Origin of the sequence: Lysinibacillus sp. NPDC097279, assembly GCF_044761745.1 — a bacterium.
Classification (GTDB): Bacteria; Bacillota; Bacilli; order Bacillales_A; family Planococcaceae; genus Lysinibacillus.
Genome location: NZ_JBIWDA010000001.1, coordinates 993,272 through 1,015,499, shown reverse-complemented (window position 1 = coordinate 1,015,499; position 22,228 = coordinate 993,272). Strand labels below are relative to the sequence as shown.

Sequence of the window (22,228 nt, the reverse complement as noted above, 5' to 3'; positions counted from 1 at the left end):
TGTTTTCTCACTCACCTAAACACAACAAAATGTTGTTTTTACATTTAAAAAAATATCAATTGGTTCAACATTAAATAATGCTGCAATCGCTAAAGCAACTTTTAACGAGGGTGTTCTAACTCCTCGCTCGATCATTCCGTAGTAACTTTCAGTGATTGATATGTTGTATTCTTTTAGCAAATTCGCAACAACATCTTTTTGTAACCAACCTTTTTCTTTACGAAGACCTACTAACCTATGTCGACAAGTAGAATGGCTCAAATCATCACCTCCCAACATTTTGTTGTTTTTATTTTACACAACAAAATGTTGTGAGTCAACAATGAATCGGATTTTTTGTTGTATTTGTTTTTTATTTACCTAATTACCCAACTATTAGTTGTATAATGTACTTACATATGCGAAAGAGGTGTAACCATGCCTAATGTCCCACAAAGACTTAAGGAATTAAGAAAAGAATTCAAATTAACACAAGCTGATATTGCTAAATTCTTGAATATTTCTGAGAGTGCCTATGGTTATTACGAACAAGGTCGCAATGAAATTTCAATAAGTAGCCTACAAAAATTAGCTGAAAAATATGGCGTTAGTGTCGCATATATTTTATGTGAAAGTGACGTTAAAAACCCTCATACTCAATCCATAAATGACGAAGCTGAATTCCAAGCATTCGCTAACGATCCTTCATTACAAAAATGGTACAAGGATTTACCGAAGAATCGTGAAGAGGATTTACAGAGATTACGTAAAATGTGGGAGATTTTGAAGGATAATGGTGAGATAAAATAAAGTAACACCAATTGTATATCCGTTATGACACTTCTGTATGTAAAATATTTTTAGAAGGTATGTTTTTTTATTTTTTACTTCTATAGTTTATTTACATATGTCAAAGGAGTGATCGAATGTTAGACCACCGCTTGAAGATAGCCAGAAAGGCAAAAAAACTTACACAAGAACAACTTGCGATACAAGTTCAAACCACTAAAGGTACAATTAGTAATTATGAAAATGGCTATAGCACTCCTTCTAATGAAATGCTTGTACTTTTAGCAAAAGCCTTAAATACTACAACTGATTATTTACTCGGAAACACTGATTATGATATACCACTTAACCAAACAGAGGACGAAGCTGAATTCCAAGCTTTCGCCAACGACCCTTCCCTACAAAAATGGTATAAGGATTTACCTATGAATCGCGAGGAAGATTTACAAAGATTACGTAAAATGTGGGAGATTTTGAAGGATAGCGGTGAAATCAAATAAGGACATGCTCAGTTGCATGTCCTTTAAAATAACCTCAATACGCATTAATTAAAATTTTTTACCAAAATATTAGTTATATTTACGCAAGTCAAATGTACTTATATTCAAGGAGGTATACATAAAATGGGATTTCGTTATAGGAAAAGCGTAAAGATTGCCCCAGGAGTTAAATTAAACATTGGCAAGAGAGGTACTAGTGTTACTGTCGGTAATAAATATGCTAGGTCAACCTTTGGAAATAAAAGAACAACATTTTCAAGTTCAATCCCTGGCACTGGTATTTCCTACTCTAAACAGATTAGCAATAGAAATAAACGACCGCAACGGATCGCGTATGAAACGATGAATACGACAGTACAACCCGACTTGGAGCATAACATACAGGAAGTCGAAAATTATAATGCGTACATAAACATGTTAATTTCTGTCCATTTGGAAACTGAAAATGACGTGAATTGGCATCGGGTTGCTGAAGAAGATATTACTTATTTGTTGAAAGAAGGTCCAAATGTATCTTCTGTTTTGGAAGAAATCGCAAACTATAAACCAACATTTCGTGACAAACTTTTCAATCGAACTACTGCTAAAAAAATGATTATTGAAGAAAAATTACCTGAAGCCAAACAACTAGATCATGAAATCTATCAAAAAAAGCAAAGACTAAAAGATGCTGCTCCCCTAATTTTAAGTGGTGATAGTAATGCTTGGATAATGGCTTTAACAGAATATGCACCTTTTGACGATATCGAAAGTTTTGGAAGTCAATTAAACTTCAAAGTCATTAACAATGAACTGGTAGTAAGCTTAACTGTTGGAAATGAAGAGGTTGTTCCAACTGATACGTTATCATTAACCTCAACAAATAAACTTTCTCGTAAAAAAATGGGTAAGACAATTTATTTAGCTCTATATCAAGACTACGTTTGCAGTTGTGTTATTCGGATTGCTAGAGAGGTATTTGCTATCCTCCCAATCGAAAAAGTACTTATTCATGTTTACGATTATGGTCAAGCAGACTTACCCCCAATGAAAGGCTGCATACTTTCAACACGAATAAATAGAGAAAATCTAGAACTCTTAGATTTTGAAAACATAGATTGCTCAGATACCATTGAAACATTTGAACATAATATGAAATACCTTAAAACTAAAGGATTTAGACTGGTGGAGGAATTGAAATGAAAGGATGTTTATCTTTAATTGTTGTAATTATCGTACTATCCATTTTAATCACTTACCCTTTATTTATATTAGGTGTGGTTTTAATTTGGTGGGGAATTCATGAATATAAAATTAACAAACAACTTAAAGCCAAATCAAAATTAATACCAACAATTATTACTCTTGGGTTTATTTTCTCTATTTCTGGTTGTGCATTAACACTTTCAAAGGACACAGAAAAAGACAATGCTGAAACGTCAAAAAGTGATTCAGAGGCCATTGTGAATGAAGAACAAACAGAAGCAGACGCAACACCTATTAACGATACAGCTGACTCCCCTACTTCAACACCAGAAAAAGAGCCGGAGCCAGAACCAGAACCTGCCCCACAAGTTGAGCAGGAGGAAGTAAAAGAAGAACCTGTAGTAAATAATACGCCAGACCAAGAATCAAATAACTCAACAGAGTCAAATTCTAATACAGGAATATCAGAAACTGATTCTAGTAGTAACACTCAACAAGAAACAGTAAATACAGTTACTACCCCAAGTGCTCCTCAAAGAGAGTACTACCAGAATTGCACAGAGCTAAGAAAGGTCTATCCAAGTGGCGTACCTTCCGACCACCCTGCCTATGCATCTAAGCATGATCGCGATAAAGACGGTTGGGCTTGTGAACGATAATAAATATCTATTAATTACAAATCATTAGAATTAATAGACAGATTGGTATATTTTGTTGGGAGTGATTGTAATGAAGAAATGTATTTTTGTTGCAGGTATTCATGGTGTAGGTAAAACTACATTCTCTAATAAATTGAAATCAAAATTAAATATTGCTCACTACTCTGCTAGTCAATTAATCAGAGACTTCAATCCGGAATTGTTTTTCGCTGATAAACGAGTTACTGATATTGAAAACAACCAAGATGTCTTAATTAATTCTATTATTCAAAATGTACCTGAAGACTTTTATATTTTAGATGGACATTTTACATTAATAAAAAATGATAATACGATTGAAAAAATTCCTAATGATACATTTAAAAAACTTGGTATTTCAAAAACCATTCTGTTACTTGAGCAACCAATTATTATTAATCAACGGATTAAAAAACGTGATAATAATAAATTTCTTACACTCGATGAAATAGATAAGATGCAACAATACGAACAGAAGCATGCCAAAGAAGTTTGTGACCTTTATAACATTCAACTCGTTACCTTAAACAGCTCAATAGATGTTGAAAATTATTTAGATAAGGAGATGTTAGTATGAATAGATCCGATTTTTTCTCTTCCAAACTCTTCAAAGATATTAACCTAGATGATCCTTTCTTTGATACATTAAAACAAGATTACGCAGAATTTGAAGATTGGTTCAAACGTAAAGGCGATGAACGAGCTTTTTTATTTGAAGATGACGAAGGTGTACAAGCATTTTTGTATTTGAAAATTGAAGAAGAAGAAATTTCTAGCGTTTCTCCATCCTTACCATTCAAAAAGCGTATAAAAATCGGTACTTTAAAAATCAATTCACGTGGGACTAAATTTGGTGACCGTTTTATAAAGAAGGCTATTGATTTCGCCATTTTTAATAACACTGACGAACTTTATGTAACTGTATTTCCTAAACATCAAAAATTAGTCGAGATATTAGAAGGTTATGGATTCGTTAAAGTAGCTACCAAAACTACAGCTAACGGAATTGAAAATGTTATGGCTAAGTCAATTAATCCTACATCTTTCGATAATAGTGTCCCTATCAGACATAATTATCCTTTAATCAATAAAAATGCAAGGTCACATTTATTAAGTATTTATCCATCATTTCATACGCGTCTATTTCCAGATTCTATATTAAAAACAGAGAATTCTGAACAAGTGATTAAAGATGTTTCTTACGCAAACAGTATTGAAAAAGTTTATATTTGCAGAATGGAAGGAGTCTCCAATATAAAACAAGGAGATAATATAGTAATTTACCGTACTGCTGAAAATGGTAAGGTTGCTGAATACTCTGCTGTTGCTACCAGTATTTGTACGGCAATTGAAATTAAAAGTAAGCATGATTTTAAAGATGTTGACGAATTGATAGAATACTGTAAAAAAACGAGCATTTTTGAAGAAGGTGAAATAAGAAAATTCTACAAAGAGAACAAAAAGGTTTTTGTTATCAAAATGCTGTATTGCTATGCACTACCTAAACGACCTATTCGTAAAGATTTAATCAATTTAGCTGGTATTGACAGAGGTAATTATTGGGGTATAATACACTTAACCGAACGTCAGTTTGATAAAATTTTAGAATTAGGTGAGGTTAATGAAAGTATTATTGTCAATTAAACCGGAATTTGTTGAAAAAATTTTTAGTGGCGAAAAGCAATTTGAATACCGTCGCATTATTTTTAAGAATCCAGATGTAGATACTGTCATTGTCTATTCAACTATGCCAGTTGGTAAAATTGTTGGTGAATTTAAAATTCAATCTATATTAAACCTAAATATTGAAGATCTTTGGACTGCAACAAAATCACAATCAGGTTTAAATTATTCATTTTATAAATCTTACTTCCATGATAAAGATAAAGGATATGCTATTAAAATTGATAATGTAAAAAAATATACTAAACCACTATCATTATCTCAAGTACATAAAAATTTAAAAGCACCCCAATCTTTTTGTTATATTCAGGATGATTTGATTTCAATCTAACTTTAACCCTACTTCAAAAAAGTGGGGTTTTATTGAAAAACCAAAAGAACATACGTTCCTTATTTCCGAGGTGGTTACATGAACTATAGTCATTTAGAAGATTTCATTAAAGAATTCTACTTTAAAATGAATATCGCCACTCCTCCCCTTTTGGATTTCAGAGATATTGCAGTAAATTTAGGTATTAAAGTTTTCTATTGGTCAGAAACTAGTCAAGCGTTATATGCCAACGACATACCCTACATATTCTTAGATGAATCTCTGACCCAGCAACAACAATGGCAGGATTTTTGCCATGAGTTAGCACATGTGTTACTACATACCGGGGATCAGTTCTATATGTATCCCCTCTTCCGTGAATATCAAGAATATAAAGCGAATAATTTTATGTATCATGCCTGTATGCCTACCTTCATGTTGGATGAATTACAGCTATATGATTATATGCCTCAAACCGTGGTAAAACTTCAAGAGTTATTTAATGTTGAATATGAATTTGCTATGAAGCGTTTAACACAATACTTAAACAAGCGCTTCTATGTTCCATATTGGAACAGCAGGAAATGTTGAAATTACTGCTTACTATGGGAAGATAAAAGTATCCGTATTTTCATTTAGAGGTGATTTTATGTTTTGTGAGAGAATCGACAAACATACTTGGCGATGTATTGGAGAAGGTCCTCGTCACCCTATTACAGGCAAACGTAGGCAAGTTACTAGACGTGGTAAAACCAAAAAGGAGGCTGAGGAAAAAGTAAAGCAAGGCGTTGCTGCATTAAAGCATCAGTTTACGATTGATCCGGAAATACGTTTTGCCAAATTCTATAACCAATGGCTTACTCTCTATCGTCTGAAAGGAAATAAAGAAACCACTGTTAAATATAGAGAGTACTGTTTATCTGTCCTTAATCGCTATTTAGCGGATTACAAGTTAATTAATATTACGACTGTTCGCTATCAAAATGTCATTAATGACTTATTTGAAAAGGGCTGTGCTTATTTTACTCTAAGAGGCATTCAGAACGCCGCTAAGATGATGTTCAATTATGCGAAAGAAGTTGGTCTTATTGAAATTAATCCAGTAGATGGAGCCTTCATACCAAAAAAGAAAATGACGTTGGAACAAGTGAGTGGTCAAGATGTAAGCCAGTTGTTTTTAGAAGCTGAAGAATTAAAGGAGTTTTTAAGAGAAACAGATCAATATCCTAATATCGCTTATCGTACAATCATTTACACAATCGCATTTACGGGCATGCGTCCTGGTGAAGCCCTTGCTCTCAAACTTGAGGATGTGGACCTGAACAATAAAACAATCCGCATTAACAAGACTAATTATGCGAAAGGTGATCGAAAAAAGGACTTTGAATTAACGCCCCCTAAAACAATTGGAAGTGTTCGAATTATTGACATTGATGATATTGTAGTCGAGAAAATTCAAGAACTTATCGCTTTCCGTAAACTGAGCAAATGGCAAGATCATGGGTATGTATTTGGTGAGCAAGATGGTTTCCCTACTACCGTTAAAATGCTTAATAGAGCGGTTAAACGAATTGCTTCAAGAACGAATATTGACAAGCCATTACGCACGTATATTTTACGTCATACGCACATTAGTCTGCTGGCAGAAGCTGAAGTGGACTTGAATTACATTATGAATCGTGTAGGCCATAAAAACTCCGATACGACGACAAAAATTTACCTTCATGTAACAGGTGGTATGCGCGAAAACGCTTCTAAAAAAATGCATGCTAAATTCACTGCCCTATTAAATGATTAGACCTCCAAAATTGCGTTTGACAATAATAAAAGGATAAATGTTGCTGTTTGGTTGCTTTTTTGCAAAATCAGCTTCATTTATCCTCTATAAACGTTGATATTTCAAGGTTCTCCCGAAACCTGACCCCATATATTCGTCGTAAGCGTTCATGCTTTTACCCTCTTTCATATGTAATCACAAAGCCCATTATAGCAAGGTTTTTCACACTTGTATAATGTTTCGATTTCACAGATATTCACCTACATTCAGATTTTTGGTTGCTTTTTTATTGCTTTGGTTGCTCTTTAAGAGGTAAAAAGAAATCTAAAATAATTTTTATTTATACTTAGTTACTTATTATGCTTTTTAGTAAATGCTAAATTTTATAAAGTAAAAAAGACCAGACTCAAAATGAAATGAGTATCCATTATTTTCATTTTTATCCTATTTTAATAAACAAAATAACAAGAAATTAATGATTAAACTTATAATTTAAGTAAGATTTAAGACCAATCATCTTGATTATTAAGACAGTGCCATAAAATTGATGTTAGTGACCCTGCAATTACAAAAACATTACCTTTTACACCAAATTTAATTAAATGTTTTGCAGCATCAGTATATTCTCCTCTATTTAACATTTGGAAAAGCACAGTAAAAGCTGCTGGTGAAAGAAATGTACCAAAATATTCTGCTACCTTACTATTTACACATGCATCAACAGCAGCATTAAGAGGCATAATTTGACCTGATTGATCAAGGTCAACAATTCCTTCACTTATACTGCCACCTTTAGTTAAATTAAAATTAATTATATCTTCTAATGCTTGCTGATCTTCAATCGAACTAGCAGCCCCATATTTATTTTCAATTTTTTCGATATCAATACCGATGATTTTCCCTTCTTCATCTTTAACGGATGCTTCTTCCCATATAAATTTTAATTGTTCTGCGACTTCATCAATTCGTTGTTCTTCAGAAATGTTTGAAATTACCTTCGCATTTGCAACATTTCCGATAGGGCTTACTAAAAATGCACACATCATGACAGCAACAATAATAGATACTAAATACTTAATCTTTTTCAATTTAGAAAATCCTCCCTTTTATGTAAAATAAATTACTTTTTAAGTATATCATTAACAAAAGTAAAATAAAGGATATTTTTAAAATAATTAAATGTTATACTTAATTTATTGATATAAGATTTTTTATAGAAAGGAGGCAATGAGTTATGAAAATTAATATTCGGAAAGTTATTTTAACAATCGTTTTTTTCTTTTTAATTTTATTGTCTTTCACTTCTTATGATTATTTTAAATATAATAAATTTGATTGGGGTATGAACTTTTTAAAGACCTTCATGACTTTTTTCTTTCTATTTTTGTATGAATGGGCTTCTACTGGTAAAAAACAAGAAAAAAATGACCAAGAAAGTAATTAAGCTTCCTTGGTCATTGTTGTATCCGAAAAATTCATTTTAACTACAAATAGAACAAGCAATATATACTAAAAATGAGCCTGTGAATAATGATAATCAGGTTAATAGGATGGTTCTCGGAATGGTAAAGTTATAACAAGAAGATATTATGACAAAAAAGGAAATGCAGATTTAGAAAGTGACTATACAAATCATGGAAATCCCAAAACACATCCTAAAGTAACTCATAGACATGACTGGAACTGTACCGATAGAAGCTATCCGTATTAAAAGGGAGTAAATTACATGATAGAAAAGGAATACTTAGAGTTCAAAAGCCTCCTCGAAATGAATGATGAACTGAATTTTTATTATAAAGGTGAGGAATATTGGATAAGTCATAGTCGTGGTAAATCTTATCTATCAAGAGTTAAAGATCCGTATTCTCAAGAATTTAATGGCTATGAAGAACTACTTGAAAAAGGAACAATTGAAGGTATGAAAATCGCAGAAATATATCCAGAATTAAAATGGTAAAATAGGTTCTTTGAATGCTCAAAACAGTAAGGCGCCAAATGAAATTCATTTGGCAGCCTTTTACATATGAACACCTAGGTTTTGCAATTTCTATAATTGAAGTCAACAAGACAAGTATTTGTACTATGTCTAACTATTTTTATTATTTCTACGTTGCTCAATCGTAATATACAATTCAATCAAACGATCCGTCGTCATGACTCCATTCTGTAAATCCTTCAAGTGTAGAGCCTGTATAATTCCATCCTTAACTGCTTGTGCAATAAAGTTTTCGGTCTCTTTTCTTATAGCTGGTGAACCAGGATCCCAAATAGTATTACTCACTTTGATTTCCTCCTTCTTGTCTTCCACAATTAATTGGACTTTCATTTTACTGTTGCTTGGCACAATTACTTGCCTTTCTAATTTGTACCCTTTAGGCATCTTCCAATTTCGTTTCACTTCAAAATGTGGGCTGTCAATTCTGCGTACCCAATCACCACCCCACGTAATACCTAACTTACGAGCTATTGCCCCGACTTTTGTTAAAGTATCTACATCTTATAAGGGTTTCGGGGGAGCCACGGCAATATCCCACGCTAAACGTGAAGTATGATTACTCTTCAGTGTCAACGTCACAACTTTCCCTGGTCTTGTTCTGCCTTGTGCATATAGATAATTTTGCCTAGCCTGCGAACGGTAGGTTTCTGTAACGTAGATATTTTGAATATCTGCTTTGTAACACTGTTGAAAGAGCAATCTGCAAGCCGTTTGCGCCACTGGTAATAGTTCAGCTAAATCTCGGCATGTTGTTGTGACACTAGTCATACTATCCACCAACCTTTTTGGATGCTTTCAATAAATCAAATGTCCCAGAAGCTGTTAGCCCTGCAACAAAACCAGCAATTAACATGACGTACACTGGATACTCTGATAACGGCCAAAAAATAAGACCAATAAAAATGCCAATCACAACGGAAGTGATTGGCATGTATTTCGTATTTATTTTGAATGTCTTTTTTAGTACCTCTGAAATGGCTAAAACGATTGCAACCATTATCGCTGCAAGTGTAAAAATGTTCGTTAAATCCATTATTCATCTTCCCTTTCTGTGTTTTTATTTTTGAGCGTGTGTTTTTCAATACGATCCACACGACCTTCCAAAACATTCAACGATCGATTTATTCCATCGAGTGCAATGGCCGTTCTTTCTTGCGATTTATTAGATCGTTCTAAGTGATCCATTAATTTGTTTTCCCGTTCTTTATAGCGTCTACGAGAAAAAAGACAAAACAAAAAGCCACTCAGAATGAATGGCTGGTTTAGCTTTATAAAAGTTTTTTAAAACTAGATGAACATTATTGAACACATAAGTTTCTCATATCGCTTGATAGTAAATCTACCTTGTGGTGCTTTGATTTCAATATAATCTTTTTCATTTCTTTTCAAGCCCTCTAATTTCACACTTGTTCCAGCAGGTACTTGAACTTCATCAATGACTATATTGTCATTATCATCTTTTACTCTTAATAAAACGTTCTTTTCATTATTTGCATGATTAACGATTTCTTTTCTCCAAAAAATACTATCAAATATTATATAGTTTTGATCGTTAAACTTTACACCCTCCCACATTTCCGCCGTATCATCTGTTACAGTTGCAAATCCCCATTCATCTGGGAAAAAGATGTCATTGACAGCTCCAACATCTTGTACGATCCATGCTCCTATTATTGTCATCAAAAATGTGAACACAACTGCTAGAAGCACTTGAATATGTCGCTTTTTTTTATTCGTCTAAAAGGCTCTCTTTGCTTACAATCCAGAACTACAGTTAGTTTTACAAAGAACTTCTCTGATGAACGAATTATTTAACAATACCTACACTGTCAAATGGATAAAATCTAACGTTGGCTGTCCCTAATACTTTATCCAATGGTACTAATCCAACATTAGAATATCTACTATCAATACTGTTTCTCCTGTTATCACCTAAAACAAATAAGTAACCTTCTGGTATCGTTGAATGATCTGTTAAAGACTGTAAAGTGAAATTTTTTGTTAGTGTACCAGTGTCTAGTAGTTGTTTTTTATGCAAATCTAAATATGGTTCTACCAAGGCTTCATTGTTTACATAAAGGGTGTCATCCTCATAAGCAATATGGTCTCCGGGTAATCCTATGACACGTTTAATATAAAGCTCATCATTAGGGGTTATGAATAAGATAACGTCAAACCTTTCAATACCAGAAATTTTCTTACCAATTTTATTTACTAGAACGAAGTCTCCATCTTCATATGTTGGCATCATTGAAGCACCACCTACTCTAGTTGGGGAAACAATAAATGTCATCGTAGCGATAACAATAACACACGTTATTACTGTAGACTTAACCCAGTCTAATAATTCCTTTTTCTTAGATTCCTTCAAAACAAACAACCCCTTTAATTACCATTAAATCAATTATAAACCATTTTTTCTAAGTCAGTCAAACTGCTCTCTGTATAAACAGCTGAATAAATAATGGTCATAAAAAAGTCACAAACGTTGATTTAACAACATTCGTGACTTTTTGGTGTACGTCCAAACTTTCATTTAGCAACGTTATTAAGTTTATTTATGTATACGATATAAATCATTATTGAACGAAGCATACTTTAGTTGAAGAAAAATAAACCTATTCGCCAACTTGAAGCAAGTACCTCTTTTCTTTCCCATCATACTCAACAATCAAAATATCTCTACTTTCTTTTGAAGAAAATATCTTTGCACCAGCTGGTAATTTATTTGCCATCCCTTCAGATATTTCCCCTATTTGTTCATCTTTTATTAATTCTTCCTCTTCAATCCAATCTATACCCGTTTTATAAACTCTCCCATCAAATTCAAAGATGTCTGCATCTGGATTTAGTTTTAATACTTATTCCTTACTTAACACTCCCCATTCATTCTGACTAGGACTTCCTGAACAGCCGATTAATATAAAAGGTATTAAGAATATTATAAGAACAGTAGATAGTAATCGCATAAACAGCCTCCTTTATATAACGTATGTAAATATATGGTGACCCATTTCATCTTGTTTCTTTATTCATCTAAACCTTGTCTTTAGTTGAAGTATAACCTTCCCGAAGTGTCGGTTGGGCTTTTCTTTTCTATTCTTTTCTTACCATGTTAAAATCCGCATAAATCTGACTAGAACCGTTAGTCCACAATCTGATCACATAAAGAAACCGAGCGCTGATCCTTATTACAGAATCGCGCCCTATTATTGAAGATCGTTCCGACATTATTGCCAAAGAAAAAAGCACACTGTTGTTTAATAGATTAAGAAGAGATTTAGTTACCAATTCTATTTATATCGACTTCAGGAGTGCTTTTTAAGTTTTTTACTTCCATAAACATATTTAAATTATATACAAAAACCATACTTTGACATTGTCTAAAGCATGATTTTTATTTGAACTAATATGAAACTGCTAAGGTAATTTTTTTAGCTCAGCTATTTATTGAATTCATTAACTGGAAGAAGTACTCCGGTTTATGAGTCTTATTTAGGTTATACCATGAATGTAATGTGTCGGGTGCAAAGACGTCTAATTTTTTTAGTACTTCCATCGTAAATTCTAGAGGTGCTACTCCTGATGCAGTAATCAAATTCTCACCAGATACCGCAGGTCTCATCTCATAATATTTTTCTCCTTTATAATTAGGACAGACCATTTTAATATACTCTAAGTCACTGCTTGTGTGTTTTCTAGAATCTAAGTATCCCATATTCGCAAGGGCCTCAGTTGCACCACAAATTGCAGCAACAATAGTGCCAAACTTTAAAGCTTGGCCAACTCTCTCCAAGATAGGTTGATGAATTTCTTCACTCCAAGTAGTCCCTCCTGATAAAATTAAAAGATCTTTACTCTCAAGAATACATTCATCAAGTGAAATATCTGGTTTTATGCTCAGTCCTCCCATAGTAGTAATCATTTCTTTATTAGCTCCTACTGTAATTACTTTTAAAGGTGGTAAGTCTTTTTTGAAATATCTTCCTGAGTTTAGTTCAGCAATTAGATATCCATATTCCCAGTCCGACATTGTATTAAAGACATATAGAAAAACTTTTTTTGTTTGCATCCAATAACACTCCAATCACAATTTATATAGCTATTATAAAATAACTTCCCTGACAGTTAACGTCAGGGAAGTTATCATACTTGATGAAATTTTATTAATTCCGTCAGAACTTCAATAATTCTTTTCTTAAGACTTATTGGCTCAATAACTTTAATAGATTTATTGTACGGTAAAAGTAAATAAGGTACATATGTATGTATTATATCTTTTTCAAGAAGAAATACTGCTTGATTTGAAGTCCTTGTTTGTAAATAATTTCCTAAAAACCAATGTTGGCAAATATCATCCAACGTTAGTGAATCTCCATTAATAACCAAAGAAATAATTACTTCCGTATCTTCTATAGTTGGAAGGAGGTTTTTCATAAAAAAGTCACGTGCTGAAAAATTTTCTGGCCGGTTAAACTTATTTTCGGTTAGCGTTAGACTTTCAATTCGATCTACTCTAAAACTACGGATTTCATTCCTAAGATGACAAAACCCAATCACATACCACTTATTATTCCAATAAATAATTCTGTAAGGATCAATAAATCTATACTTTGATTGATCTTCGCCACTTTTATGGTAAAGAATTTTTAAAGAGTTTCCGTCAGCTACGGCCTGCTCCAACTCCTTCAAGAAAGAATCCATAGGCTGAGAACTTAATCGACTTATTACTTCAAGACTTGTAAAATGTTGGTTTATCTTTATTTTCTGCTCTTGATTTGAATATTTGCTTAGCTTTGAAATAGCACTATTTAGTGCTTCGCCACCATAATATCCAGCTTCTTCTGCAAAAACAGCAGCATGATAAAGTGAAGTTTGCTCCTCAAAATCAAAAAATAGAGGAGCCTTAATAAAATTGTTCAATAAAGTGTATCCACCGTTATGTCCTGGTTCTGAAATTATAGGTACGCCACTTGTTGAAAGTGTATCAATATAACGATACACAGTCCTTATATTCATCTCTAACTTTTCTGAAATTTGTTGTGCAGTAATTTTTTCACCTGAACGAAGCATCCATAGAATTGCTAACACATTGTCCATTTTAGGCATATAAATCCACCTCAATAAGATAAGTTTATTTTTATTAAATCGTAATAAATAAACTTTAGTTTACATTTAAATTTAACTTATTTCCTTGACTTAGATTATTCTGTCTTTTTAAATATAGTAAAATTCTTAACAATCTATTTCTGATTTTTAGTATAACTCATCAACTCCGATATTCCTCAATCTGGTCCGAATGAGGAATAAAACTTAAACAAGACTTCCAAACCAATTCAATTTTAACATATACAACCAACAATAAAATCACCTCTATGCAAAACTAACGAGGTGATTTATCAAACTTAATTTGAGAACTAAATTAGTTATGCACATACAAACAAATATATTACATAAATCTCGTATACTAAATTAAAAAAGGGAAAAAATTCTCATTCTAAGTAATTTGCTATTTCTATTTTTGAATTTGTCAATCGCGCTAGTTCCTCTTCAAGCGCTGATTGAGATCGCTCCGCTAACAATACTAGTTGTTGGCGGAGTATATCTTCTACTGACATTTCATTTATTGATTTATATTCATTTTTCTGCTCCTTTAATTTTTTGATTTTTATATTGCATCTGCTTCTAGCACTACGTGTGCAAAAGACTATCCTTCTCCACTAAACTTCTTTCTCCACTCGTTATAACTGACATAAGGTATCGTCACACTAGGTGGCTTAACTTCCTTGTATGCTTTGTTAAACGCTTTTCTATACGTCAGTCCTAAATCCTCCATGTAAGCGTCTATACGAGCTGATCTCTTTTGATACCCATCATCCATTTAATCTTTACCACGTCTATATTCAGGAAATTTACCGTTTACCAAGTAATTCGAATGACACCGGCACTTTATATCCATGGATGCAACGCCACATAGCCTTGGCGCTTTTGATTTCCACTTTCCATAGTGATAATAGCCGTCTTTATCAGCTTTCTGCCCGTCTAGCTTTCTATGTGATTTGCGAACTCTCGTATCAAGTGACGACATCCATACCTTTGTAAGACGAACGGTTTTACTCGTCTGTTCTTCTACAGCTAAATCTGCTTGCAATCTTACGCGTCCACCTTCTGTACGTGCAACAAGGATGGCTTTCTTCTTTATCCACCCCATACCCTTCAGCACCAAATACGCTAAACGACACTGTTCAATCTCATTAGATGCATCAGATAGAGTGCGGTCGTACGCATCAATCAAGTTATACACTTTGTCCGCATCGCCCTGCAGCTCCTCATTATTTGAAATCCCAAATAAAGGACAGTAGTCGAATAAAAGTTTGCGCTCATCTTTCATTACAAATGGTGAATCTTTATCTACACGAGTGTAGACCTTTTCAGTTGTTGCATCGTAAAATACCAGCTGCTCGATTTCTCCTTTTCACCTTCAGCATTCAATTCGTTGTGGTTTTACTTCATTTTCAATTAATAGTGTCATTGTACTCAACTCCTTTAAAATTACACGCATAAAAAACACGCGTATTATCACACCCGAAATAGACACGCGTTATTTATGCGTGTTAAAATGATATAAGAAAGGAGGTAAGGTAATGGGAAAGCAAGTGACCATAAGAGAAGCACTAAAAACACTCAAAAAAGAAGGATTCATCAAATCTCCTACTCATAAGGGTCCTGGCAGTCATCAAAGATACATACATAAAGATGACCCAACAAGATTTGCTGATATAAGCGTAAAAGCTGATGGTCGATTGATTCCGGTAGGCACACTTAAAAGTATTGAGAAGACTTCAGGGGTTAAATTCTAACCCCTCTCTGCTTACATCTATTGCCTTGCCTTAACTTGCCTTTCTTTATATTGCCTTACCTCAATGTCCAAAAGTAACATAATAAAATTGAATAGAAAGGAGGTAATAACATTGAGTTACGCCAATCATTTTATTTACCCAGTCGTTGTTGAAACAGCAGCTGATGGTGGTTTAGGAATGTATTTCCCTGACTTTGCTGGAACAGCTATTTTAGCTGACGATATTAAAGAAGGTATCCAAGAAGCGAAAGATATGTTAGCTTTTCGTATCCTTGAATTAGAAGAAAATGCAACATCTCTGCCCAATCCATCAAATCCTGCAGATATCGTTTTGCATGCAGAATCAGATCGAATTATCTTTATTGACGTTTACATGCCCCCATTTCGTAATGAGTCTGTAAATAAAGCAGTAACAAAAAACTGTACGCTACCTCGCTGGTTACGAGATGCAGCTGAAGATGCCGGTTTAAACTTCTCTCATATTCTTCAGGCTTCCCTTAAAGAAGCTCTTGGTATTGAACAAAACGACAAAAAAGCAGCCAATTAAGGTTGCTTTTTTTTGTTGACAATTTGAATTTCTATAGGTTCATTTTGTTGATCAGAACCAAGCTTTTCAATCTCCAACTTCGTCTTATCAATATTCAATTGCATCTGCTCTAACTTTAATCGACGTTCATCATGCTGATCTGCCATCTCCACAAACTGACGAATTGAAGAACGCAACTCCCCGATTGCTCTCGATTGAGCAGTGAGTAGTTGCGCCTGTCGTCCCCATGCGAATTGGAAGTTGTATTCAGTTTCGTACGAAGGATTTTTACCCTCTTGCACCTTCTCTCGTTTTAGCTCTTTTATGATTTCGTCTTTTGATTCGACATGCATAATCCGTTGAGCTCGAATGATAGCGGCATACTGAATCTGTATTTGATCCCAGATTAAATCGGCTGGAGAACGATCGATCATTGAATTCGAGTGTTTCTTCAGGTAGGTACTTCGCAAAGAAACCGTGCGTTGTTGCATTCTGATTTTGCTTTGGTGCACCATGGCCTTTAGCGTTGGAATTACCAGCAGGAGCCCCTCGACTTCATTTAGTAACGTTACCATTGGATTTAGTTACGTTACCTTTCAAATGGTCATTCCATTTATCTTGGTTCTTCCACTTTCGAATTTGAGAATCGGATAATGGTAGTTGTTTAGCAATATCCTTCAATATCATTTGCCCTTTGCTATCGAGCCACATTTGAAACGCTTCAGAACGTTTCGGATTTCTCAGTCTAGCCATTACTCATATCCACCACCTCCATCGTCATTTGTTTGTTTTGTAATCACCCCATTATGCTAGTTGCTTATTTTTGTCAAAAGAAAAAACCCTGTAAAGACAGGGTTTTTTAACTATTTTCTTAATAAAAATTCATTAAACAATGTGTCAATGTTACTTCTACATTTCCTAATTAATATGTTTGAACTGTTTTTCCCATGTTCACTATCTTGTTCTATTAGATTGTTTATTCTGTCCAACTCAATTAAATTGTCAGTAGTTTCTTCAATTGCCTTAAAGAGAGTATCTAAAGATTTTGTAATTTCCTTTCTAAAAGCATCGATATCCAGTTCTAAATTAGGAAAATACATACTTTCTGTTTTTAATTGAGCTGAAAGTGTAATTATTTGTCCTCTTATCTTTGTTTCCTCGTCCAGTGCAATATTTCTATTTGTTGAATATTGTTGATACGAATTACTCATTTTATCGATTTTTTCACTAACATCAGTGTTATCGATGAGTTTTTTTCTTTCTAAAAATTTATTATTATCTTTCAAAGTTTTCATATTTTTTGAGTAGGCAACGTATTTACGAAGTAGATTAAAACGTGTACTATTTAATTCAAATAATTCCATTATTATATTTACTATTACTTCATTCTTTTTCAGTAAAAAGGTTGTGTGTATTCTATTTCTTTCAATTAGATCATTTAATTCAGCTGCATTTTTTGTAGCAACCTTGTTCGCTTCTATTATAAAATATGTTGTAGCAATTACACCCAATGTCCCAATCGTTCCTCCAAGATAACTCCCCCAGAAACCTAGCCATCCGTCTACATTTCCTTTTGACTTTGAAAACCATGGGACATACATAAAGGCAGAAATAGAAAGTGGTATTAATAAAATAACCACTATAATTGCTAAAGGATACTTCTTAAAAAAGTTAATTAATTTCATTATCACAAATCACCTCTGACCAATCATAAGCGAGATGCGTAAAACTATGTAACAAAAATTTGATATAAAAAACCCCTCGAATCCGCTCAAAGGGTCTTTCATTCGTCTACATTCTATTGTGGTAAGACTGTTGAGTTAGCTCACTTCTAGCACCGTGGTAGAGCTACACACACGTTATTATTGTAATCGAATTGTGTTCGAGCATTTCGGTGCACGTTTAGTAAGTTTGACTGAATAAAATGGAAAGTGAACAAAGTTCACATGATAACCACTCCTTATTCCGATTTTTAGCCTATTATATTAATTAAGATACCTAATCTCTTAAAAAATATAGGCCGGCCATGTATATCTTGCCTCGAACAAGTTCATGAGGCGCAGGTCGGTCGTCGGTCTGTCTTTCCCTAATATTTAGGTTTTTATAAATACCAAGGGAGGAAACCTTTACCGCACCGAACCTACCACCGATTTTACAAGATAAATTTTTAAATATCTAATGTATAACGAATGTAACGTTTGTAACATCTTTCACATCTGTAACATATCCTCATATTGTTTATTGTTTTGTTATATTTAGTTTGAACAAACTAAATATATATTCTATTAGCAATAAATTTTAACATAACCATAAACAATCAATTTATAGCCATACCAATCAAAATATATTTAAACTACTCGACAAATAGAAATTTTTAATCCCTCTATTATTATACTAAAGTAACATTTTGTCAGATAGTAAAAAAGTTACTTGAGAAGAAAATTGTATAATTAAATAATATACAATGTTAGTAATTAATAACAAAAATGTAATATTGGAGCGATTATTATGAACAAAAAATATTTAAAAGGAATAACTAGTGTAGTTAGTAGCGCACTACTATTAAGTACGATTTCTGCAGCAACCCCATCTCTATTTTCAGGAATATCACTTGGTGGAAATCTTTTATTTTTTATACCGCCAATTATATTACTACCGCTTGTAATGGTAATTTGTGTAGCAATCTACCAAACTTTATTCGGAAAAATCTTGCCTTGCCGACAAAGATTTATAATTTCTTTATTGGACCAATTGCCCTACTTGGTTTCTTTATATGGGCAATCCCTATGAATATGGGGTTTTATGAATTTTTTAGGGCGATATTATAGTCGCTCTTTCTTCTTATTTTCCTCATATTGTTTATTAGACTCTTTTCTTTTTAACTAACAGAGCCTCATTTTATCTCCAACACTTTCCATGGGTTCTTATTTAGAATAAAGATAAAATTAATTGATTTCATTATCTTTATTTGGAGGCAATATGACTGATTTAGCAGGACAACCTTTGACTAGTTTAATAGCTCAATTAACCTACAGCCCTTTATTTATCTTGCAAGTTATTATAGCTCTACTAGTATTACTTATCTTTAAAAGTGAAAAAGGTTGCTTAATGTTTATTTATAAAATTTGGGCATTGATATACATAGTCATTTATTTAATAGCAATTTATTTATACTTAATGAAGTAGTAAATAACTAATGAACAATTTTTTATTCTGCTTTAACTAAAGATTAGACATGACATATCATCTTTTAGCCACTCTTCATTTTTTTCCATTTCGTAACCATTTATCGCATGTGTCGTCTACTTTAACTGTATTGTTGTATTCACCTGTTACAAAGCAACCAAAAGCAAAATGACCGCACGTCCTACAAACTTTTTCACACATCATATTTGCGCCCTCCTACACCATTTCAAAAAGCGTTTGTTGTATATACCCACGCTCAATTATTTGAGGATTGATCCACAAGCGTTCGCATTTTTCTTTTGCAGCTTCGGTTGTTGCCATATTCGAAATGCTTGTCCAACCACGTAAAATATCGTTATACATATCGTTGTTGTAGCCACTAATCATGGCAAAACCCCGATGTTTATTTAAAGCTCGCAATAACGTTTCATGTTGTTCATTCGTCATTTCAAAAGCATAGTGTCGTTTTGTACGTGTACTCAATAAATACGGTGGATCGCTGTAAATCAAACAATCCTCTTTGTTGTAACGGCCTATCAATGTTGCAGCATCTAAATTTTCAATTTGTACATTTTGTAATCGCTCAGCCGCTTCTACAACTACAGCTGGTAACTTACGCCAATCAGGTAATGCACTAATTGTTGTTGAATCAACATTGTGACGCCATCCAGTACGATCACTTGTCTTTCCTCCGCGAGCCATCCAACAACGTACTAGGAACACTCTTGCTCTTTCTAACGCATTTAATTCACCCTTCAAGGCTGCAAATGATTCAATCGGTAAGTTTGTCCGTTATTACCTTCGCTCTTACAGTAAACGTTCCGATAATTAGTTTTGTAAACAGCATCGGGAGAGAAAAAGGAATGAACGAGTTTGAGCATTTATTAATTCAATTACAACAAGGTTATTTCTGGTCTATTTATGTAATCATCGCTTACTTATATTTACTTGTTTGGTGGGGTATATTTCTGTTTAATAATAGAAAGAAGGAAGTTTCTTATTAAGCTAACGAAGTACTTTAATTCAATTTTCGTTTCATGAAATATCAGAACAAAAAGACAGAATTTTTTCTACACGTTTTGTAGATTAAATCTGCCTTTTGGGCCGAATAGTGTAGAATCTGCGGATGTTTCAGTTACTTGCTATAGAAAAAAGTTGGGGCAGTGTCTACATTTTTTAACCACCGATATTCTAGACCATCTATTCTATCTTTAATCCAGACATCTCCTTTGTTTTCTTTTTTAGCTGTTCGATACCAAGTAATCCTTGAACCAACTACTTGAGGAGTATTATCTATTTTATTGTTCTTTGGAAATGTAATCTGCCTTTGTTCTCCTGATTCAAGATTAATTACATATAGCGCTGTATACATAGTTGGAACTGGTCCCAATTTCCATGCTTTGTTTTCTTTTGCCCGAGCAACAATTATTTCATCTAGAGAAAGCCATTCCAAATCTAGGTCTACATATCCTTTAGGTGTATAGTCCTTTTGTTTATTCGCTGTAGGGATCTCGGTAACGGTTGTATCTTTGTTTTCAACAAAAAATCTTCCTTCACCCGATATGTAGGCTAGTTGATTTTTTGATGGAGCCCACTTTATCCAATTTTCATACCCAAGCATTTTCCCTATCACTTGAAATTGATCACCTTCTGATGAAAGTACTGATAATGTATTACTATCATTGGACCAAGACGCTGTGGGTGTTAATAGAAAACTAATCCAGCTTCCATCAGGACTAAACGTTAAATAGTCAGCATCAATGGCGAATAAGTCCGTTGTATTTGTTTGAATGGTGTAAAAGGGCTTTATTTTATTCGTATCAAGATTGGCATCTACGGGCACTTTAAAAAGACGAACAGGTTCCCATCCCGTAGGAAGTAAATTAGATTGTGATGAAACGATAAACGCTTTTCCATCGGGGAACCATTCAAAATCACTAACACCTAGAGATACATTTTCAAAACCTTGTGGTCGCCCATTTTCGGTTTTTGTAACGTTTAGGATACCTCCCGAATTGTAAGCTAGTTGATTGGATGTTGGCGACCATTTGATTTCATTTGCTTCAATTATAGGATACGGCTTATAACTTTCCTTTTTCTTTACATCATAAATATATAAATTCGTTTTTCCACCCTCCACCTTACCTGCTAAATAGGCAATAAATTGACCGTCTTTTGACCACTTTGGAGAGGATACATACTGACCTGTCGTAAGCTGTAGTTCCTTATCACCTTCTTTTATCCAAAGCTGGTGGTCTCGTATGAAAGCAGCTATAAGTGGGCCTTCAGCAGAAACACCTATTGAAAAATTAAAACTAATCAATAGTATTAATAATAAAACCCTGATTGCCATTAATCCCCCACCTCCTTATCATAGGATGTTCTTTTGAAGGGAATAAATTCGTCCATCATACAAAACAAATGCTGGATCGTTTCTTTTAACCGCTACCATCTTCCATTACCTGCTCCGTTATTCGAATAGCAACACTCTTAAATAAAATAGCCAATCTAAAAAAGCCCACACTCAGATTAAATCCAGTTGCACTGCAGCAATGACCATCAAAATCATGGCTACTTTTTGAAATAGTCCTATTAAGGCTTTTCTACTTTCTACGTTTTTCACAACATAAGCAACCATAATCCCTAAAATGTAATCAATGGACATAAAAATAGTGAGTGCTTTAATTAAATGGTCAATGCCACCAACAAAATAAGCGATCCCTGCCATGGAGCCGACGAGTGATGTATATCATGTGTCTGT

General features: G+C 33.6%; 30 protein-coding genes and 3 pseudogenes. 15 read left to right on the top strand and 18 right to left on the bottom strand.

Translation table 11 applies throughout. From position 1 onward, the window contains the following. Positions 1–15 precede the first annotated feature (15 nt). Positions 16–261, bottom strand: coding sequence for a helix-turn-helix transcriptional regulator (locus tag ACIQ1H_RS05070; protein WP_402886998.1), 246 nt, complete (start codon positions 259–261; stop codon positions 16–18). 156 nt (positions 262–417) lie between these two features. On the opposite strand from ACIQ1H_RS05070, the gene ACIQ1H_RS05065 reads away from it, so the two are divergent. The 9 genes from ACIQ1H_RS05065 (at position 418) to ACIQ1H_RS05025 (ending at position 6,921) form a co-directional block, all read left to right on the top strand. Further along, positions 418–789 (top strand): helix-turn-helix domain-containing protein, encoded by a 372-nt coding sequence (locus tag ACIQ1H_RS05065; protein ID WP_108030164.1) that lies wholly within the window; start codon positions 418–420, stop codon positions 787–789. A gap of 116 nt (positions 790–905) precedes the next feature. Continuing rightward, positions 906–1,268, top strand: a complete 363-nt coding sequence (locus ACIQ1H_RS05060) for a helix-turn-helix domain-containing protein (protein WP_402886995.1) — start codon at positions 906–908, stop codon at positions 1,266–1,268. A 123-nt stretch (positions 1,269–1,391) separates the two neighbouring features. Beyond that, positions 1,392–2,450, top strand: a complete 1,059-nt coding sequence (locus tag ACIQ1H_RS05055) for a DUF4236 domain-containing protein (protein WP_402886993.1) — start codon at positions 1,392–1,394, stop codon at positions 2,448–2,450. Further along, complete coding sequence (locus tag ACIQ1H_RS05050) at positions 2,447–3,112, top strand: excalibur calcium-binding domain-containing protein (RefSeq protein WP_402886991.1); 666 nt, start codon at positions 2,447–2,449, stop codon at positions 3,110–3,112. Before ACIQ1H_RS05055 ends, ACIQ1H_RS05050 begins: the two co-directional genes overlap by 4 nt. 70 nt (positions 3,113–3,182) lie before the next feature. Beyond that, positions 3,183–3,707 (top strand): ATP-binding protein, encoded by a 525-nt coding sequence (locus ACIQ1H_RS05045; RefSeq protein WP_402886989.1) that lies wholly within the window; start codon positions 3,183–3,185, stop codon positions 3,705–3,707. Next, on the top strand, positions 3,704–4,774 hold the full coding sequence (locus tag ACIQ1H_RS05040; RefSeq protein WP_402886988.1) for an N-acetyltransferase: 1,071 nt from the start codon (positions 3,704–3,706) through the stop codon (positions 4,772–4,774). Before ACIQ1H_RS05045 ends, ACIQ1H_RS05040 begins: the two co-directional genes overlap by 4 nt. After that, on the top strand, positions 4,752–5,144 hold the full coding sequence (locus tag ACIQ1H_RS05035) for an ASCH domain-containing protein (RefSeq protein WP_402886986.1): 393 nt from the start codon (positions 4,752–4,754) through the stop codon (positions 5,142–5,144). Before ACIQ1H_RS05040 ends, ACIQ1H_RS05035 begins: the two co-directional genes overlap by 23 nt. 78 nt (positions 5,145–5,222) lie before the next feature. Continuing rightward, positions 5,223–5,714 (top strand): ImmA/IrrE family metallo-endopeptidase, encoded by a 492-nt coding sequence (locus ACIQ1H_RS05030; protein ID WP_402886984.1) that lies wholly within the window; start codon positions 5,223–5,225, stop codon positions 5,712–5,714. Positions 5,715–5,772: 58 nt separating this feature from the next. Beyond that, complete coding sequence (locus ACIQ1H_RS05025) at positions 5,773–6,921, top strand: site-specific integrase (RefSeq protein WP_181020896.1); 1,149 nt, start codon at positions 5,773–5,775, stop codon at positions 6,919–6,921. Between the two features lie 482 nt (positions 6,922–7,403). Here the strand turns inward: ACIQ1H_RS05025 and ACIQ1H_RS05020 are convergent, their stop codons facing one another. Further along, positions 7,404–7,988 carry a hypothetical protein gene (locus ACIQ1H_RS05020; protein ID WP_402886982.1) on the bottom strand — a complete coding sequence of 195 codons (585 nt, stop codon included), beginning with the start codon at positions 7,986–7,988 and terminating at the stop codon, positions 7,404–7,406. A gap of 146 nt (positions 7,989–8,134) precedes the next feature. Between ACIQ1H_RS05020 and ACIQ1H_RS05015 the strand changes: the two genes are divergently transcribed. Continuing rightward, positions 8,135–8,344 (top strand): hypothetical protein, encoded by a 210-nt coding sequence (locus tag ACIQ1H_RS05015; protein ID WP_402886981.1) that lies wholly within the window; start codon positions 8,135–8,137, stop codon positions 8,342–8,344. A 282-nt stretch (positions 8,345–8,626) separates the two neighbouring features. Continuing rightward, positions 8,627–8,857, top strand: coding sequence for a hypothetical protein (locus ACIQ1H_RS05010; RefSeq protein ID WP_402886979.1), 231 nt, complete (start codon positions 8,627–8,629; stop codon positions 8,855–8,857). A 129-nt stretch (positions 8,858–8,986) separates the two neighbouring features. Here ACIQ1H_RS05010 and ACIQ1H_RS05005 read toward each other — a convergent pair whose 3' ends face one another. The 10 genes and pseudogenes from ACIQ1H_RS05005 to ACIQ1H_RS23015 form a co-directional block, all read right to left on the bottom strand. Further along, positions 8,987–9,181 (bottom strand): hypothetical protein, encoded by a 195-nt coding sequence (locus tag ACIQ1H_RS05005; protein ID WP_402886978.1) that lies wholly within the window; start codon positions 9,179–9,181, stop codon positions 8,987–8,989. Positions 9,182–9,307: 126 nt separating this feature from the next. Continuing rightward, positions 9,308–9,370: pseudogene (locus tag ACIQ1H_RS05000) on the bottom strand (hypothetical protein); the annotation flags it as partial. A 295-nt stretch (positions 9,371–9,665) separates the two neighbouring features. Then, on the bottom strand, positions 9,666–9,929 hold the full coding sequence (locus ACIQ1H_RS04995; RefSeq protein WP_402886976.1) for a hypothetical protein: 264 nt from the start codon (positions 9,927–9,929) through the stop codon (positions 9,666–9,668). After that, a complete protein-coding gene (locus tag ACIQ1H_RS04990; RefSeq protein ID WP_402886974.1) occupies positions 9,929–10,081 on the bottom strand; it encodes a hypothetical protein in 153 nt (50 codons plus the stop codon). The genes ACIQ1H_RS04995 and ACIQ1H_RS04990 overlap by 1 nt, the downstream gene beginning before the upstream one ends. A gap of 102 nt (positions 10,082–10,183) precedes the next feature. Then, positions 10,184–10,579 (bottom strand): hypothetical protein, encoded by a 396-nt coding sequence (locus tag ACIQ1H_RS04985; protein WP_402886972.1) that lies wholly within the window; start codon positions 10,577–10,579, stop codon positions 10,184–10,186. A 124-nt stretch (positions 10,580–10,703) separates the two neighbouring features. Further along, positions 10,704–11,267, bottom strand: a complete 564-nt coding sequence (gene lepB / locus ACIQ1H_RS04980) for a signal peptidase I (RefSeq protein ID WP_402886970.1) — start codon at positions 11,265–11,267, stop codon at positions 10,704–10,706. Between the two features lie 1,068 nt (positions 11,268–12,335). Then, complete coding sequence (locus ACIQ1H_RS04975) at positions 12,336–12,968, bottom strand: type 1 glutamine amidotransferase family protein (RefSeq protein ID WP_402886968.1); 633 nt, start codon at positions 12,966–12,968, stop codon at positions 12,336–12,338. Between the two features lie 74 nt (positions 12,969–13,042). Continuing rightward, on the bottom strand, positions 13,043–14,005 hold the full coding sequence (locus tag ACIQ1H_RS04970) for a helix-turn-helix transcriptional regulator (protein WP_402886966.1): 963 nt from the start codon (positions 14,003–14,005) through the stop codon (positions 13,043–13,045). Positions 14,006–14,777: 772 nt separating this feature from the next. Continuing rightward, entirely contained in the window at positions 14,778–15,098 is a 321-nt protein-coding gene (locus tag ACIQ1H_RS23020) for a phage minor head protein (RefSeq protein ID WP_483869768.1), read from the bottom strand. Between the two features lie 3 nt (positions 15,099–15,101). Continuing rightward, positions 15,102–15,362 (bottom strand): annotated as a pseudogene (locus tag ACIQ1H_RS23015) (phage portal protein); the annotation flags it as partial. Positions 15,363–15,540: 178 nt separating this feature from the next. Here ACIQ1H_RS23015 and ACIQ1H_RS04960 point away from each other — a divergent pair. Together ACIQ1H_RS04960 and ACIQ1H_RS04955 are read left to right on the top strand one after the other, a co-directional pair. Beyond that, entirely contained in the window at positions 15,541–15,756 is a 216-nt protein-coding gene (locus ACIQ1H_RS04960; RefSeq protein ID WP_402886964.1) for a type II toxin-antitoxin system HicA family toxin, read from the top strand. A 111-nt stretch (positions 15,757–15,867) separates the two neighbouring features. Continuing rightward, a complete protein-coding gene (locus tag ACIQ1H_RS04955; protein WP_402886962.1) occupies positions 15,868–16,302 on the top strand; it encodes a type II toxin-antitoxin system HicB family antitoxin in 435 nt (144 codons plus the stop codon). Here the strand turns inward: ACIQ1H_RS04955 and terS are convergent. Continuing rightward, positions 16,299–17,034: pseudogene (gene terS / locus ACIQ1H_RS04950) on the bottom strand (phage terminase small subunit). The gene ACIQ1H_RS04955 and the pseudogene terS overlap by 4 nt on opposite strands. Positions 17,035–17,144: 110 nt before the next feature. Continuing rightward, complete coding sequence (locus ACIQ1H_RS04945) at positions 17,145–17,966, bottom strand: hypothetical protein (protein WP_402886961.1); 822 nt, start codon at positions 17,964–17,966, stop codon at positions 17,145–17,147. A gap of 823 nt (positions 17,967–18,789) precedes the next feature. Between ACIQ1H_RS04945 and ACIQ1H_RS04940 the strand changes: the two genes are divergently transcribed. Beyond that, on the top strand, positions 18,790–19,071 hold the full coding sequence (locus tag ACIQ1H_RS04940; protein ID WP_402886959.1) for a hypothetical protein: 282 nt from the start codon (positions 18,790–18,792) through the stop codon (positions 19,069–19,071). A gap of 471 nt (positions 19,072–19,542) precedes the next feature. Here ACIQ1H_RS04940 and ACIQ1H_RS04935 read toward each other — a convergent pair whose 3' ends face one another. Further along, entirely contained in the window at positions 19,543–19,671 is a 129-nt protein-coding gene (locus tag ACIQ1H_RS04935; RefSeq protein ID WP_402886957.1) for a hypothetical protein, read from the bottom strand. A gap of 12 nt (positions 19,672–19,683) precedes the next feature. Continuing rightward, positions 19,684–20,169, bottom strand: coding sequence for a DNA adenine methylase (locus ACIQ1H_RS04930; RefSeq protein ID WP_402886955.1), 486 nt, complete (start codon positions 20,167–20,169; stop codon positions 19,684–19,686). A 161-nt stretch (positions 20,170–20,330) separates the two neighbouring features. Between ACIQ1H_RS04930 and ACIQ1H_RS04925 the strand changes: the two genes are divergently transcribed. Further along, positions 20,331–20,471, top strand: coding sequence for a hypothetical protein (locus ACIQ1H_RS04925; RefSeq protein WP_402886954.1), 141 nt, complete (start codon positions 20,331–20,333; stop codon positions 20,469–20,471). A 131-nt stretch (positions 20,472–20,602) separates the two neighbouring features. Here the strand turns inward: ACIQ1H_RS04925 and ACIQ1H_RS04920 are convergent, their stop codons facing one another. Then, positions 20,603–21,820, bottom strand: coding sequence for a TolB-like translocation protein (locus ACIQ1H_RS04920; protein ID WP_402886953.1), 1,218 nt, complete (start codon positions 21,818–21,820; stop codon positions 20,603–20,605). Between the two features lie 171 nt (positions 21,821–21,991). After that, positions 21,992–22,195, bottom strand: coding sequence for a phage holin family protein (locus ACIQ1H_RS04915; RefSeq protein WP_402886952.1), 204 nt, complete (start codon positions 22,193–22,195; stop codon positions 21,992–21,994). Between the last annotated feature and the right edge of the window lie 33 nt (positions 22,196–22,228).